3 protein-coding genes are annotated in these 16,464 nt (G+C 73.1%); all 3 read right to left on the minus strand.

Annotation, left to right across the window (positions count from 1 at the left end; genetic code table 11):
• Positions 1–142: 142 nt before the first annotated feature.
• Entirely contained in the window at positions 143–1,903 is a 1,761-nt protein-coding gene (locus tag OG381_RS02615; protein ID WP_327722365.1) for a S8 family peptidase, read from the minus strand.
• 209 nt (positions 1,904–2,112) lie between these two features.
• The gene (locus OG381_RS02620; protein WP_327714432.1) at positions 2,113–2,859 is read right to left on the minus strand and encodes a phosphotransferase family protein; all 747 of its coding nucleotides are present in this window, start codon (positions 2,857–2,859) and stop codon (positions 2,113–2,115) included.
• 201 nt (positions 2,860–3,060) lie between these two features.
• Positions 3,061–16,404, minus strand: a complete 13,344-nt coding sequence (locus OG381_RS02625; RefSeq protein WP_327714433.1) for a WXG100-like domain-containing protein — start codon at positions 16,402–16,404, stop codon at positions 3,061–3,063.
• Positions 16,405–16,464 lie beyond the last annotated feature (60 nt).

Consider the following 16,464-nt stretch of genomic DNA (forward strand, 5'->3'; position numbering starts at 1 on the left):
ATATGGGCTCCGACCGCGGCGTACACCGCTGCCGAAGCCCAAATGCCCTCTGTCGCCCACCGGTTCGCAGCCCTGGCCGAACAGACCGCAGCCCTCCGTCCGCGGCCGCGGACGGAGGGCTTGGGCGTTGCCGGGCCCTGCGCTAGAAGGTCAGGTTCCAGGCGTCGATCTTGCCTGTGTCGGAGGCGGCGTTGTCGTTGACGCGCAGCTTCCAGGTGCCGTTCGCGACCTCCGAGGAGGCGTTCACGGTGTAGGTCTGGGCGATGTTGTCGGCGCTGCCGCCGGTGCGGTTGTGCAGCGCGTAGACGGTGCCGTCCGGCGCCACCAGGTCGACCTTCAGGTCGCCGATGTAGGTGTGCTTGATGTCCACACCCATCTTGAGGGTGGCCGGGGCGTTGCCGGTCACGCCGGTGACGGCGATCGGGCTCTCCACGGTCGCGTTGTCGTTGATGGCGAAGTCCGCGAGGTTCTCGAAGTACTTGCCGGGCGGCGGGGTGGTCCCGACGGCCTTGAGGGCGTCGGTCTGTCCCTCGCCGAAGAACGAGTTATTGGCCGTGGTGCCCGTGCAGCGGCTGTCCGAGGGGCAGGCGACGTCGTTCGCCTGGGCGGCGAGCTTGGCGCGGATCTGCGCGGGGGTGATGCCCGGGTTGGCGCTGGCGATGAGTGCCGCCACGCCGACCACGTGCGGGGTGGCCATCGAGGTGCCGCTCTTGCTGCCGTAGCCGCCGCCGGGGACGGTGGAGTACACGCTGCTGCCCGGCGCCGCGATGTCGATGACGCCTTGCCCGTAGTTGGAGAACGAGGCCTTGGTGACGCCCGTGCCGTTGGCCGCGACGGTGACCACGCCCGGCAGTTCGGTCGGGATGTCGAGGCAGGCGTTGGTGATGGTGCGGGTGACCGGCGTCGAGTCGTTCGGGCTCGCGGAGTCGGTCGTCTTGTGGGCGAGGTCGTAGTTCTCGTTGCCCGCGGCGGCGATCTGGAGGGAGCCCTTGTTCTCGGCGTACTCCTGGGCGCGCTTGACGCCCTCGATGATGGCGGCCTGGTCGATGTTGTCCGGGCAGTTGAACTGCCACGGGTCCGTGTAATAGCTGTTGTTGGTGACCTTGAAGCCGTGGTCACCGGCCCAGACGAAGCCGCAGATGGTGTTCTCGGCGAAGAAGAAGGAGTTGCCCGGCTCGGCGACGCGGACCGCGGAGATCGTCACCCCGGGGGCCACGCCGACGACGCCCTTGCCGTTCTTGGCCGCGGCGATGGTGCCCGCTACGTGGGTGCCGTGCGTGTCGACGTCCCGCCAGGCGCCGGCACGGGTGTCCGGCTTGCCGTAGGCGCAGGAGACCGAGTCGGCCGCGTTGAAGTTGGGCGCCAGGTCCTGGTGCTGGTCGTCCACACCGGTGTCCAGGATGCCGACCTTGACCGAGGCGGAGCCCGGGTTCACGGCCCAGGCCTGGTCGGCCTTGATCTGGCTCATGTCGGCCCGGACCGGTTCTCCGGCCGGTGTCGAGGCCTGAGCCGGATTGGCTGGGAGCGCCGGGTTGTAGGCGTCGGCCGGGACGTCCGAGGTGCGCGTGGCGCCGACCTGCTGCACGCCGGCGACGCCGCGCATGGTGGCGGCGAATCCGCTGGACGCCGAGTGGGCGACGATCACGCCGATGGCGTCGAAGTTCGAGAAGACGGTGCCGCCGTTGGCCTCGATCGCGGAGCGGACCGCCGAACTGTCGCCGGGGGCGGTGATCACGAGGTAGGCACGCGTGCCGGCCACCCAGGCCGCGTTCTGGGAAGCGGCCGCGGCCACCGGAGCGTGAGCCTTGGCGGTCGGCAGGGTGGAGGGTGCGACGGGGAGCGTGCCTGCGAGGGCGCCCGGGGCGCCGAACGCGAAGGCGGCACCGAGCGTGGCAGCCAGCACCAGCGTGCGTCTGGAGCGGCTGGATATGTGGGGTATCAAGGCATCCTCCGGAAACGGCCCGGCCGTGCTGAGGGCACTGGCCGGGCCGTACGAAACGAGTGGTGGATGCAAGATGTCAGACGGGTCGTCCGGTACGGAAGTACCTTTCCGTACCGGGACGTTGTAGGCGTGTGGCTGAAAGTCGACGACGTGTCGTTTCACCCCGTGCCCTACATCCGGGATCGCAGGACGTCGACCTCACAGCCCGGCGCGAACGGGTCGAAGCCGTGCTCGATCAGCCAGCGAACCGCCAGCAGGCTTCGCAGCGACCACCATGCGTGGATCACGTCGAGGTCGATGTCGGTGCAGTAGCCGGCGACGACGTCGTCGAGGTGCTCCTCGTGTCCGAGCGTGAAGGTGGCGAGGTCGTACAGGGCATCACCCTGGCCCGCCTCGGACCAGTCGATGATGCCCGTGACCTCGTCGCCGTCGAGGAAGACGTGCGCGATCTGCAGGTCGCCGTGTGTGAACGCCGCAGTCCACGGCCGGAGCGCGGCCTCGGCGACCTGGCGGTTGCGGGTGACCACGTCGGCGGGCAGGAGGCCGTTGGTCACGAGCACCTCGCACTCGGCGTCGAGTTCCGCCGTCAGTGGGACGATGCTCCGGCCGGCCCTGCCGGGCCGGGGCGGCAGGGGCGCGTCGTGCAGCTTGCGGATGGCGGTGCCCGCCGCGGCCCACGCTGTCGGCGACCTGGTCGACGGCTCGCCGAGGCGCCCAAGCGTCGTCCCCGGGAGTGCGGCGATCGCGAGCACGTGCGGCTTGCGCCACAGGACCTTCGGGGTCGGGACCGGCGCGAGGGACATCGCCTCGACCTCGACGTCGATCCGCGCCTGATCGGCGTCCACTTTCAAGAACACGTCGCCGATGCGCAGAGTCGCGCGCTCGGAGTGGGCGACGACGACTTTGACCTCATCCATGGGCGACCAGTATCCCGGGGAGGATCGCCGACGTCGCGAGGTTTGTCGCCTGCGACTACGCGGCTGACCGCGTCCCGCTGCCCGGCGGGCTCGTGTACGACACCGGCCTTTCACCAGGTCGGGCCCCCACGTCTGAGGAGTTCCGACTGACCGGATCGCCGGGCAGACGGCCGCGTGGGACGCGCTGACGCCGTCGCGGCGCTATCGAGCCGCCGGACCGAGGTCGCCCGCGGCGCCGGCAGCCCGGATGGTGCTGCCGGTCGGTGATGTGGGCGACGGGGGCAGTGGGATGGCGGCCGGGTCCTGGTGCGGCGGCGGCGCGGCCGGCTGGGGTGCCGGGGTGTGCTGGATCAGGGGGACGAAGTCGCCGCCGCGGCGCCGGAGTCGAAGGTGCGGGCCGGCTTCGCCGGAGGGTCCGGGGTAGGTGTGGGCGGTGCCGTTCTCCTCGATGAGGGTGATCGTGGTGCCCGTCGCGGCGGCGGCCCACTCGGCCACCGTCCGGTCGGCCCCGGGGCCCCAGGGGGCTTCGGCGAGGTGGCGGCGCAGGTGGCCGTCGCGGGCGTCCTGGCTCGGTGCGGGCGCGCCTGGGCGGATGGTCAGGGGTGGCGGTGTGAAGAGCGAGTCGCGCTCGGCCCTGGCGCCGGGCAGCCCGTTGAGACGCATCAGCTGGGCGGGCGGTGTGTCGGCGCGCAGGCGCAGTCGTGCGGCCTCGTGGCGGTCCAGGCCGGGCTGTCGGGCCGCTTGGTGCAGGGAGGTGGAGAGCGCGGCGAAGAAGCCGTTGCCGCGGCCGCTCGGGGTGCCCTGGGTGTAGGTGGCGCCGTTTGGTGCGGTGAGGACGCCGTCACGCGCGAGTCGGTAGCGCGGGCCGGTGCCCTCGGCGGGCGGGTGCCAGGGCGGGGTGGCGTGGCTGCGGTGCGGCGCGGGGATGCTGCGCGTGCGGTCGGTGTCCGAGGTTGCGTCGGCGTTCGTGCCGGTGCCGGACGTGTTCGCCGGCGTCGGCAGCGCGGTGGCCACGGGGGGCGGGGTGCCGGGCGGAAGGGCCGCGTGGAAGTAGCCGTCGGCGGCGAACAGGACGGGATCGCGGGCCGGGTTGACGGTGGCGGGGTCCGTTCCGTGCGGGAGGAAGCGCTGTTCGCGGCCCTCGCCGGTCACGACGGTGAGCGGGGTGCCGAGGAGCCGGGCGGCGAGGGCGGGCAGCAGGTCGGCGCCGCCGTGGTCACCGGCGCGGCGCTCGGGCGGTGCCGGCTCGCCGTCCGGGCGCCCGGTGCCGTCCTGCTGGGGCTCGCTGGTGAACGGGCGGAGCATGGCCGCCGTGGCCAGCGCCACCCGCTGCTCGGGGGTCGGCCAGAGTGTCTGCGGGAGCCGGCCGAATGCGTCGAACTCGGCCTGCTGGGCCGGGGACAACCGCACTTGCGCGAAGTCGAGTTCGTCCTGCGTGAAGGTGTCCGCGGCGTCGAGGGCGAGGGTGTCGAGCAGGTCCGCGTTGTGGGTCTCACCCAGTTCCCAGGCGAGGCGGTTGCGGGCGGCGCGCACCGCCCGCTCGGTGACGGCCGGGTCGCCGGGGGCGGCCGTGAACCGGGCCGCGAGATCGGTGCCGAGGAGGTGGGGCAGCCGGCCGCGGTCCTGGGCGACGGCGATGAGCGCGTGGAAGAACGAGGCGCCGTCGTGCGGCATGTCATGCACGTCGCGCACCGTGGTGCCGTCCGGCGAGGTGAGGGTGCGCGGCGCGGAGTCGGTACCGGCGGTGATCCGGTACGGCTCGGGTGCCTCGGAGCGCCAGGCCGGCGCGATGTACTCCTGCGCCCGGTCCGGCACCGGGACCGTCGCCCGGCCCTGGTGGTGGGCGGTCAGGCGGGAGGCCGCGAGGTGCAGCCGGTGGTGGTCCGCGGCGGCGGTGTCGGTGTGTGCCTCCCAGCGGCGGACCTCTTCTCGGGCGGCCTGCCAGGCGGCGACGGCCGGGGACTGGGCCATCGCCCGGGGCAGGACGGTCGGCCGGTCTGGGTGGTCGTCGCCGAGTGCGGCCTGTCCCAGCGGGGTCAGGTCCAGCCAGGTCTCACGGGCCCGCGCCCGGGCGTCGTAGTAGTTCTTCTCGGCCGCGGCGAGATCACCTGCCGCCTTGGCCATGGCGTCCCAGGCGGCGCCTACCTCGTCGGGAAACGTGGTGTCGTCCAGGAGGCCGTAGTCGCGGGCGATGTCCTCGCGCAGCCAGACCAGGGCGGTGGTCTCGGCCTCGGCGGCGCGCGGGCCGCGCTCGGCCTTGCCGAGCGCGTGCAGGGGGCGGCTGTCGGTGAAGTGGTGGTCCACTTGGGCCACGGACAGCCAACTCACCGGAATCGCGAAGAGCATGCTGCGGTCGGTGACGACCTTGAGGTGGGTGCCGAGCGTGGTGTCCGCGGTGCCCTTGAGGGCGGTGCCGTCGTTGGCGCCGCCGATCGGGACCGTGGCGCCCGGATTGGTAACGCCCGCGTTGCTGTTGCCCGCCAGGGGCGAGGTGCCGATCGCGCCCTCGACGTTGTCGGTGATGCCGGCTTCCAGCGCGTCGGAGGTCTTGGAGCGCTGCATGGCCTCCATGCGCGGCTTGCTCTCGACGGCGAGGAGCCGGGTGCCGCTGCGGTGCATCCTCGCGTAGAGGCGGGAGTCGGCGGTGTGGGACTGGCCGAAGAGGCGGGCGGAGGCCTGGGCGGGCAGCGGTGAGCCGTCCGGGCCGAGCGCTTCACGGAAACCGGCGGTCAGTCCGACTTGTGCGGTGGCCTCCTGCTGGGCCTGCGCGGGGGCGGTGCCGAGGCCGGTGAGCGGGGTGAGGCGTGCCATGCGCACGCGTTCGGCGAGGCCGTTGCCGGTGTGGCGGCGGCCGAGGTCGCTGTCGCCGAGGCCGTCGGCGCGTGCGGTGGCGAGGGTCAGGGCGTCCTGCACGTTGGCCGCGCCGCGGATGTCCACGGCGAGGACGCCGGAGCCGATGCGGTCGTCGAAGGGCAGCACGTCCGGGTCGGCGGTGCCGCTGCCGTCGGCGCCGCTGCGCCAGGAGGCGATGCCCTGCGGGCGGGCCTGATCAGCCGTCAGCATCCGTACGGCACGTTCCGGTTCGGGCACGTCCTCCTCGGTGAGCGCGCCGTCGGTGCCGTCGCCGACGGGGGTGAGCAGGCCGGCCGGGACGATCTCGTTGAGGGTGCCGACCGATGCGACGGCGCGCGGTGACAACAGCTCGCCGGTCGCGTCCGTCATCGTGACGGTCAGGACGTAGCTGGTGACGATCTCGGCGTGTGCCTGGGTGGTGGCGATGTTCGGCATCGAGGTGGTGCCGGTGGTCTCGGTGCGGGTGCTGCCGCGCTGCTTGGCGGCGGTGCCCTGGAGCGAGGGGTTGGCGAGCAGGACGCCGCTCTCCGCCGCACGCTGGCCGGCGCTCAGCGTCACGTCGGCGCCGCGGTCCTGAGAGGAACTGCCGGAGTCGTCGCGGGCGGTGGTCCGGTAGTCCTCCAGCTCGAAACCGGTGCGCAGCCGTTCCACGGTGGTGGTGACCGGGGTCAGCTTGAACCGGACCTGGCCGGGGCTGCCGCCGACCGGCAGATGGCTCGGGCTGGTCCAGGTGCGGTAGCGGACCGGCAGGGTCATCCCGTCGGTCGTCAACTCGTGCAGATGGGCGCGCAGGAAGTCCGGCGAGAGCCGCTGGAGGACCTGTTCCCGGTCGTGCGAGGACACGCCGATCTTCGTCAGCCGCCCCATGAGGTGGTGGGCGGCGTGGCTCGCGTCGAGCTGGCCGCTGGGGTGGCTGGGGAAACGGCGGCCGCGCAGGAAGGGCGGCACCCGGTAGCCGCGACCCAGATTGCGCGGGGTGGTGGTGCCGAGGCCGTCGGGGGCGAGCCCGGCCTCGATGACGTCCTGCATGGGCAGGTGGAACATCACCGCGTCGCGCACGCGCTGGAGCGTGGCGGCGGCCCGGCGCGGGGCGAGTGCGCGGCCGAGACGCTGGGACAGTCCTCCGGCCGCGGAACTGATCCTGGTCCCGGCGCGCGTGCCCACCATGCCCATGGCGGCCGTCCAGCGGTCCCGTACGGCGACGGTCTCGGCGGCGTCGGCGACCACCAGGTACATACGGCCGGCGTAGGTGAGGGTGGTGTTGCGTCCCCGGGTGAGGGTCTGCGCGACACTGCGGCCCCTGCCCCAGGCGTACTGGAGGGCGGTCGAGTAGGAGCCGACCACTGCCGGCTGACCGGGGGCCTGCTGGAGCGGCATATCGGCGCCCTGGACGCCGAGGGTGGCGCGCGAGACGGAGCTCGCGCTGCCGGCGACACGGTGCTCGTTGCCGATGGTCGCTTCGAGGCTGGCCGGCTTCGGATCGCTCCTGACCCGCAGGTTGTCCAGCTCGCCGTGGATCGCGGCCTTCAGGTAGTGGGTCTGGAGGGGTCCGGCGCCGCCCAGTCCGGTGACGCGTGAGCCGAACGGGCCCAGGTACTGCCCGAGTTGGCCGGCGACGTGGAGGTTCGCCATCGCCCGGCGCAGCGCACCGCGCGCCGGGGCGCCGGGCGCGCTGACGTGCCACGAGGTGCCCGAGGCGCGGTCGGCGGTGTCCTGCATCAGCTGCTGCCGCTGTGCGCCGCCCTCCGTGCTGAGCACCACGTGCGGGGCGCGCAGCAGCCTGCGGACCAGCCGTTGGCCGGCCGAGTCCGTCCTCGGCAACGGGCGGGTGCCGTCCAGGAGTTGGTCGGCCTCGAGGGCGGAGAGCCGAACAGGTGCGGGCATCGGTGCCGGTCCGGTGGGCGGCGGGTCGGCGGGGGCGTGGCGGTCGGAGCCGTGCGCCGCGGGCACGGCCAGCTCCACCCGCCCCACGGTCTCGCTGCCGCGGCTGAACAGCGGGCGCTCCTCGACCTTGCTGACGAAGACACCGGCGCCGAGGAGGCCGAGCGAGGCCAGCCGCGCCCAGCCGCGCGGACGGCGGTGGCCCTCGAAGGAGGCTCCCAGCTCCACCTGGTAGCTGTAGAGGTCGGCCCCGTTCTGGAACATGAGGTGGTCGTGGGTGACCGCGGCCGTGCTGCGGGTCGCCTTCTGGTCGGTCTTGGCGTAGCGGGCCCCCAGGGACACGTTGCCGGCCTGGCGCGGCAGCCCGACCTCCGGCACCTTGTCGTGGTCACGTGGGGAGATGCCCAGCTCGACACCGCCGGACAGCGTGGTGGACGCCTGCTGCCCCTGGCCGGAGACCTCGGTGCCGATCACCGCGTTGCGCAGCGAGCGTTCGCTCATGGTGGTCTCGAACCGCCGGTCGGTGAGCCGTGCCCGCAGGATGAGCGTGTGGTGTCCGCGGCGCACCTTTCCGTCCTCGGTGAGGGTGACCGGCACGCCGGTGGTGCTCAGGTCGTCCAGACTCTGCGCCAGGCTGGGCCGGTTGAGCGCCTCGCGGACCTGACGGTCGTTGTGCAGCGCGGTCCGCATCCGCCCGTCGCCGTACCAGAACCGGGCCAGCCGCGGATGCCGCAGCACCAGCGGCGGTACGAACAGGGACGGGTACGAGAGGTGCAGCGTGTCGAGGACGGCGTCCGCGAAGGTACGCAGGGGGTCCTGGGGGGCGGGTTGACCGCCCTGGTTCTGCGTCTGGGCCGGTACCGGGTTCGCCACGGCGTTGTGCGGGCGGCCCGGACGGAACCCCTCGGCGCGGACCTGGCCACTGAGATGGACCGGGTCCTCCCGCGAGAGGTACCAGGGCACCGGCGGCTCGGCGTCCGGGTTCGGGCCCGTCTGTCCGGGCGTACGGCTGTCCCAGCCCGCGAGTCGACGCGCGTCCTGGGTGGAGATCCAGTCCAGGCTGACCACCCGCACCGGACGCGCCGCGGACGCAGGCTCGCCGGCCTTGCGCACCATCAGGGTGCGCTCCACCCGGTAGAGCGCGACGGGGTGGTTGCGGACGCGGCCGGTGGTCTTGCGGGCAGCGTCGGTGCCGAGGTAATGGCCGCGCCCGGAGCTGAGGTCCGCGCGGACGAGCGGCCCGCCCTGGAGACGTACGTCGGTCTCCGGGCCGACGAGGGTGTGGTTGGGGCCGGCGGTGACCTGGACACCGAAGCGCGTGTCGCGGACATGGCCGCGCTCGTTCTGGTACGTCGTCTGGGTCAGGTCGCGCAGCTCCGCCTTGACCGACTCGGCGACCAGGGTGGCCCGGTGCGGGATCGACCGCTCGACGACGAGGTGCCCCAGCGGGTGCTGACCGCTCCCCCGCGTGAGCTCAGGTCCGCTGACCGGTCCGGAGAACCGGCCGAACAGGGCGAGCAGCCGCCCCGGACGGACGTACGAGATCAGGGTGCGGTGCGCCGAACTGCCGGGACGGGCGCCGGAGATGGCGAGCGCGATGTCCTCCGGCGGGTCCACCAGGTGCAGTCCGGTGGTGTCGGTCATCCGCGCCTCGGTCCCGCCGGGGAAGGTGAGCGTCCGCGGCGCCCGCCGGGGTCCGTTGAACGGCACGGTGAGGTCGTCCGGCAGCCGCCAGCTCAGTCCGTCCCGCAGGGCGAACCGGGCGGTGTGCACCTGGCTGCGCTGCCAGCGCGGGACCGTCGCGGGCGAGGTGTCCGCGCCCCTGGTCCTCGGCGCCTCGGTGACGCGCTCCACTCGCACCCGGTAGTGGACGTCGTCCAGGTGCAGGTGCGAGCCCTCGTGGGCGCGGTGCTCGCTCTGGTGGTAGGCCTGGGTGCCCAAGGAGTAGTCGGTTCGGCGGGTCCAGCCCAGCGAAACGCCGATCTTCAGCAGCCAGTTGAGCGGCGGGCCCATGCTCAGCGCGGCGGCGATCCGGCGTCCGTGGCCGACGCTGCGCCCGCCGCCCGTACCGGCCTGGCCGCGCCGCATGGTGTCCAGCCGTGTCGTGCCGCCGTTCACGTCGGAGAAGCGTTCCCAGCGGTGGTACGGGATGGCCTCGACGGTCATCTCGTGGCCGACGCCGGACGCTTCCCGGCCCACGAAACGTGCGCCGCGCGGGGCGGTGAAGGCGCCGGGTTGTTCGGTCAGCAGGCGCAGCAGTTCCGCCTCGTCGAACTGGTCGCGCAACTTCTTCGGCAGCTGCGAGAGGATCTCCTGGGCCACCTGCTCGGGCGAGCGCAGGGTGAGTACGCCGGGACCGGCGAAGAGGCCGGTCGGCCGGCTTGGACCGGTGGCGTCCGTGCGGGACTCGGGGCTGCCGTCGTCCGGATCCGGCTCGGCGCCCGGGTCGATGAGGACGGTGGGCAGCCGGCTGCCGTCCTCGAAGGTGACGGTGCGCGGTGCCGGGCCCGGCGGCCGGGCATCCGGCCCGGTCAGCAGGCGGGCCGGGCGATGCCGTTCGAGCTGCGTCTCCAGCGGCACCGGCTCGCCCCGGTCGGGGGTCTCGGCGTCCGGGCGGTCGAGGTCGGTGATCCCGCCCATGCCGCGCAGCCACTCGCCGAAGGGGTCGGAGCCCTCCGGTTCGTCGGTGGCACGGTCGGCGGGGGTCGTGGCGGGGTCCGGTGAGGGGGTGAGCGGGGCGGTGGCCGGGATCAGGGCGTCGTAGTGGTCAGCGCCGTTGTAGGCCAGGTGCAGGGTGCCGCCCCCGCCCGGGTGGAGGATGGTGACGAGGGTGCTGCCCGGTGCGTGCGGGTCGGACTGGATGAGGCGCAGATCGAGGTCGAGGGTGTGCGCGAGCGCCTGCGGGAGCACGTCGGCGAACGGAGAGGCCCACAGTCCGGCGTGTTCTGCGGCCGCGGCGATGAGCCCCTCGGTACCGAGCCGTCGTGCGTGGTCCGGGGTGGGCGCGATGTCGGCGAGCTGCGGATAGCCGCTGTCCCTCAGGATGCGCCGCCACCGGCGGGGGTCGCCGTCGTCGACGACCGCCTGCGCGATGCCGTTCCAGCGCTGGGTGATCCTGCTCTGCGCGTCGGGGTCGCGTACTCCGGCGAGCGCGGTCATCCGCAGGTCGTCCACCACGGCGAGCACCGGGTCCGGGGTGGCCTCCGCCGCCGCGGCGGCCAGTTCGGACCCGGTGATCCGCTCACGCAGAAGTCCGCGCAGCCCGGCGACGTTCCGCGCCGCCCAGGCCGGCGGTACGTCCTGGCTACGCGCGCTGTCGAGCAGCGCCCGGAACAGGCAGTTCCCGTCGCCCGGGGTGTCCAGCCGTCTGAAGTTCCGGCCGTCCGCCCGAACGGCGTCCGTCGAGCCGGCTGTCGTGCCGCCGTCGCTGAACAGGGTCAGGTCTTCGGCGAAGCTCTCCGGGCGGCTCGGCGTGGGTGCCAGGTCGGGCCTGCGGCGGGCGAGTTCGATGGTGTCCTCGGCGTTCAGGCCCAGCTCGGACAGGGGCAGCGAGGTGCTGGAGAGCGACCAGGTGATCTGCGCCGAGGGCGCGTAGGTGAGCCCGCGCACGTCCTCCGGCGAGATGAGGGTGCTCGGCGCGAGCGCGGGCGGCGGCGGGGGCAGCAGGGCGTCGAGTGTGGTGTCGGGTCCGGCGGCGGAGCGCAACTCGGCTGCGGCGCGCAGGAATTCGGCGTACTGCTCCGTCGTCGGCCCGCTCGCCGGGTCGACGGCGACGCCGGGCCGGTCGGTGACCATCCGGCGCAGCAGGTCCGGCGTCATCCGGCCGTCGCCGTAGCGGGCCGCGGTGTCCGGGCTGAGCCAGCGCAGACCGTCCACATACGTCAACCCGGCGAGCAACTCCTGGTTCTCCGGCTGCTGTTCGGCGTTCGCGCCGAGGGCGTCGCGCAGGGTGCGGATCTGCTGGAGGGTACGGGTCCGGGCGAAGGCGTCGGCCGGTCCCGGACCGGTGTGCAGACCGGCCTCGCGTGCCAGGCGGTCCAGCTCGGCGCCACCGGGCTCCGGGGTGAAAAGACGCCAGCGTCCCGGCCCGTCGCTGCCCTCGGTGAGTACCGCGCGAACCTCGCCGTCATGATCCCGGGCTGTCCCGACCTCGGTGGTCGGGGCGTACACCGGCCGTCCGGTCCGGTTCGCCACGTGCTGGGCCACCGGCAGCCCCGCCACCTGCGGCTGCTGCCCGGTCTCGCAGGAGAACAGCACCAGCGGCCGCTCCTGATCGCCGTCCTGGGCCCAGGACTTGAGGACCTCGCCGAGCTGCACGCCACTGACCTTCACGGCGGGGCGGGCCGCGTCGTCGGTGCCGAGCGTGACGGTGCGGGGGGTGCCGTGGCTCACGAAGTAGTCGGCGCCCCGCTCGGTACCGGAACCGGGGAGCGCGGTCGGCGGGCCGGTGAAGACCGTACGGGGGGTGGGCTGGGCCGTGCCGGTGCTCGGGTCCTGGTGAGCGGAGGTGGTGCGCACCCCGCGGAAGGTGTCCTGGCCGAGCAGCGCGCGACGGCCCGCGCTGTGCGCCGTACCGTCCTCGGCCGGGCTCTGCGAGATGGTCAGCGACTGTACGGCGCGCCCCGGTAGGGGCTTCACGGCCGCCTCCGGCACCCAGCGCCGCAACTGCCCGACGGGCACCTGGTGGCCGTCCAGCGTCGTGACGACCGGCTCGCCCGCGGGGCGTGCGCGGCGGTTGGCGCCGCCGGTGTCGGTGTCTCCCCGTCCCGACTCCACGTGCAGATCCTGCGGACCGGTGTCCAGGGCACCGTTGGCGATCAGGGACCCGACCATCTCCTCCACCGAACGACCGCCCTGGAACAGGCCGTACATGTCGTTGGGCACGATCGGCCGGTAGCCCTGTTCCAGCAGCAGCTTGGGCAGCAGGATCTGGACGTTGGAGCGGAGGTTGCCGTCCTCGAAGGGGTGGATCACGTGGAGGGCACGGATCGTACGGGCGATCGAGGCGAGCTTCGCGGTGTCGTCGGCGTCGGGGGCGGCCACCCTCGCGTAGTGCTCCTGAAAGACAGAGTCGACGAGGCCGGGAGCCTCGTTCTTTCTGTAGTTGGTCGCCAGCGCCGGATTGCTGTGCAGGAAGCGCGTGAGGATGGTGGCCGGCTGCGGCCGGGGCAGGCCACCCTTCCAGTCGTGCGTGGTCATGTCGTAGACCAGGGCTCGCCCCCCGACCCGCTCATCGAAGATGTCGGGGGCCAGCGCGTCGCCGCGCAGCGGGAAGTGTGTCGGGCGGCCACCGGACCAGTCGAGAGAGCGTCCGAGACCGCTCGTCGCCAGACCGTGCATCGTCCGGTACGCCGACGAGTCCATCGGCGTCCCGACCGTCTCCGGATCAGCCAGGAACTGCGTGTAGGCCGCGACCATGCCTTGCTCGAAACCGGGTGAACGGTCGTGGTCGTAGTAGGAGCCCGGAGCATCCGGGAAGGCGGCCTGCGCGGCCTCGTGGTTCTTGGGATCGATGTACATCCGCCACCACTGGCTCCTGGGCAGGTAGTCGTGCAGCGTGGCCCGCCGGGCGTTCCCGGGCGCGACCCGCCCGCCCTCGCCATCCGCGGGCCGCACGACGATGCGCCCGGTCGACGGTGGTGGCACCAAGCCTGTCGCGGCGCCGTCCTGCCGGGCAGGCCCAGGCGGAGGCGTGCCGCCGTTCCCGGGACCGGGCCCTCCCCCGGGGCCGGAGATCTCCCCCCCGGTCCCGGTGGTCTCGCCGCGGCCGGACTCCAGATGCACGTCGACGGCCGTCTCGGCCTCCTGGCGGGGGAAGCTTCCGCGTTCGGCAGTGGCCGTGGGGTCCGGGCTGACTTCGCTGCCGTGCGCCGGAGGCGTCGCACCCGGGTCCACCTCCGAGGACGTGGTGAGGGGCCGAGTCGCAGCGGAGACGACCGGGGAGCTCTCGTTGTTCACGGCGCTCTCGGTGGCGGGACGCACCTGCGGGGCCGGACCCGTGCCCAGGGCAGCGGCGAGCGGCAGCAGCACGTCCGCGTCGGGGAACGCCGTGTCCGCGGTATCCGTGTTGCCGGTGGCGTCCGCGGTGCCGTCCGATGTCGTGACGGGCGGCGCGCCGGTGAGCGGACGGACGCGGACCGGGGCGCCCGGCCCCTCGCGGGTCAGCTCGACCGCGGCGCGTACGGGCCGTCCCGCCCCGTCCGGAGCGACGGGCGGCCCGAGCACCACGGCGCCATCGGTCCCGGCCGCGTCCAGCAGTCCGGCCGCGTCCCGTGTTCCCTCGCCCGGCGGCGGCACGTCCGAGACCACGATGGTCAGCGGCGGTACGGGGGCGGCTGTGGGGCTCCCGGAGAGGGCGGGCCCTGCCGTCACGTCGCTCGGACCGGTCGGGCCGCTGATGTCGCGCGCGCCGCTGCCCTCAGGTTGGTCGTCGGTGGCGGCGTACGAGCCGTTGGTGATCACCTTCGGCGGGGCCGTGGTGATCTCGGCGGCCGGGGCAGGCACGCTCTCGTCGGAACCCGTGGAGCCGTTGGCGTAGGGCGGGTTGGTGGTCGTGGGCGGATCAGTGCTCGCCGAAGAGCCGTCGCCGGACAAGGTCTGCGAAGCGTCGCCGGCCGAGGTCGGCGTCCCGTCCGCCGGGGCTGTGCCGTCCGGGGTCCGGGTGCCCTGGGGCCCACTGGTGGAGGGGGTCGAAGTGCCTCCGGCGGCGGGAGCGCCACCCGGGCGGGTGCCGGTGCCCGTGCCGGGCGCGGCTGAGGGGGTGGGGGCGTTGGAGGCGGTGGGGCCGCCGATCCCTTGCCCGGGAACCGCGGAGGGGCGGTCACTCTGCCCGGCTGTCTCGTCCGGAGAACTCCGGACGTCATTGTCCGGGGAGCCCGTGACCGGTGACTCGGAAGAGTTCTGGTGGTGGCTCTGCGAGGCGTCCCCGACCGGGTTCGGCGCAGACGTCCCCGGTGCGGCGCCCTCCCGGGCGATGTGCTCGGTCCGGCCGTCCTCACCGGGGTCCCCCGCGGAGTCGGCGGCGGAGGGCGCGGAGCCGGCCGTGGGGCCGTTGTCGAAGGCGGCCGGCGTGGCGGTGCGGGGGGCCTCCACTGTGATCGGCGTGCCGAAGCCGTCCAAGACGCGACGGACCTCGTCGGCGTCGCCCTGAACCGCCGGACCGTCCCCGGCGGGCACCACCCGCACCTCGGGCACCTGCGAGAGGCTGCCGTGCAGGTTGTCGCGGACGTCGATCTCCGCGTCTCCGGGCGGCTGGGCGCCGCGCAGGGCGGCGATGTCGTGCAGCGCCTGCTCGCGGACGTCGGCGGAGCCGTTGTGGACCTGCTGCCACAGGGTGTTCTCGGCGGCCGTCGCCGGCAGCGGGCCCGGGGAGTTCTGCGGAGGGTTCTGGAGGGTGTACGACGGCGGGCTGTCCGCTCCAGCGGACGGCGGGGACGTACGTGTGGAGTCGGCGCCGCCCGTGAGGTGGGTGTTCGAGGGACCGCCGACGCGGTCCGGGCCGTCGCCGCCCCGACTGCGAGAGGAGTCGGCGCTGTCCCGCGTGCCGGAGTCACCGCTGTCGCCCGTGTCACCGATGCCGGCGGAGACGGTGGGCGGCTGATTGCGCAACGTGTCGATGACGTGCCGCAGTTCGGCGCCACTGTTCAGGGCGGTGTCGGTGAGCGTGGCCTCGACCTGGCTGCTGATCCCCGCGCCGACGAAGGTGGACCAGCTGGTGGACCAGTCACCGTCGAAGGCGCCCTTGATCAGGATCTCCGCGAGTGCCTCGCCGGCGCCGGCGGCGAGGAAGTCGGACGTCCCCTTGAGCCCGTAGTGCCCGGCCAGCGCGCCCGGCCGGTCGGCGTTGTTGCGCAGGATCTGGTTGTTGCGCCACAGGTTCGGGTTGTTCCGGAAGGAGAGCGGGTTGTCCCGGAAGGTGAGCGGCGGGTTGTTCGTGACGCCCGGGCCGTTCGCGTTGTGGCCGGGGTCCGGCCGGTCCTTCGGAGTGGGGCCGGGGTCGGGCTCCGGCCTGGGGCCGGGGCCGTTGTTCTTGAACTCGGGGTTCGGGGTGTTCTTCAGGTGGGGATCGGGCTTGAAGTCGAGGTCGGGCCCGTTCTTGAGAAAGTTGGTGTCGTAGCTCCTGACGATCTTCTTCGCGATGTCGTCGAAGACGCTGGTGAGGAAGCCCGCGGCGGCGCCGAAAGCGGCGGACTTCAGGATGTCGTTCCAGTCAAAGCCGTCGGGACGGCGGCCGTCCGGGGCGAAGTTCATCATCGCCAGCCGCACCGCGAAGGTGGTGAAGGCCTCGGCGAAGGCCTCGGTCAGCGAGGGCGCCAGGTGCAGCCGCTGGAGCAGGTGGGTGAGCATGGTGAGGATGAGGAACCGGCTGCGCAGCTTGGCCATCATGATCTGGCTGGCCGAGGCACCGCCGGTGAAGAAGGACATCGCCAGGTAGATGGCGATCTCGATGAGCAGCCGGATGACCTCGGCGATGACCTGCCACTTGGACTCCATGATGTCCATGGACGTCTTGCGCCGGCCCTCGGCGATCTTGTCGAGCTGTTCGGCGAACTCGCGCAGGGAGTTCTTTCCGCCGTCGTCGATGAGCATGCCCATCGCCTTGGCGTACGACTTGGACAGGTCGTCCGGCATGACCTCGGCGATGTCATGCACCGACTTGTCGATCAGCGAGGACAGCCGGTCCACCTTGCGGCCCAGGCCGGAGTAGGGCCGACGGCTCTCGTAGGCGAGGTCCTCATCGGCGTCGATGAGCTTTTCCCCGGTGAGGATGAAGATCATCGCATTGACCTCGGGCGATGCCTTGATGCTCATCGGGGGCCGTCCTGGGGGCCGCGCGGGCGTGCGGGAGCGGCCGCTCCTGATGTGGTGCGG

The organism is Streptomyces sp. NBC_00490, from assembly GCF_036013645.1.
Classification (GTDB): domain Bacteria; phylum Actinomycetota; class Actinomycetes; order Streptomycetales; family Streptomycetaceae; genus Streptomyces; species Streptomyces canus_F.

What these genes read in the sequence shown, in the direction of transcription:
- OG381_RS02625 (WP_327714433.1), bottom strand. Translation starts at nt 16,404, where the DNA reads ATGAGCATCAAGGCATCGCCCGAGGTCAATGCGATGATCTTCATCCTC.
- OG381_RS02620 (WP_327714432.1), bottom strand. Translation starts at nt 2,859, where the DNA reads ATGGATGAGGTCAAAGTCGTCGTCGCCCACTCCGAGCGCGCGACTCTG.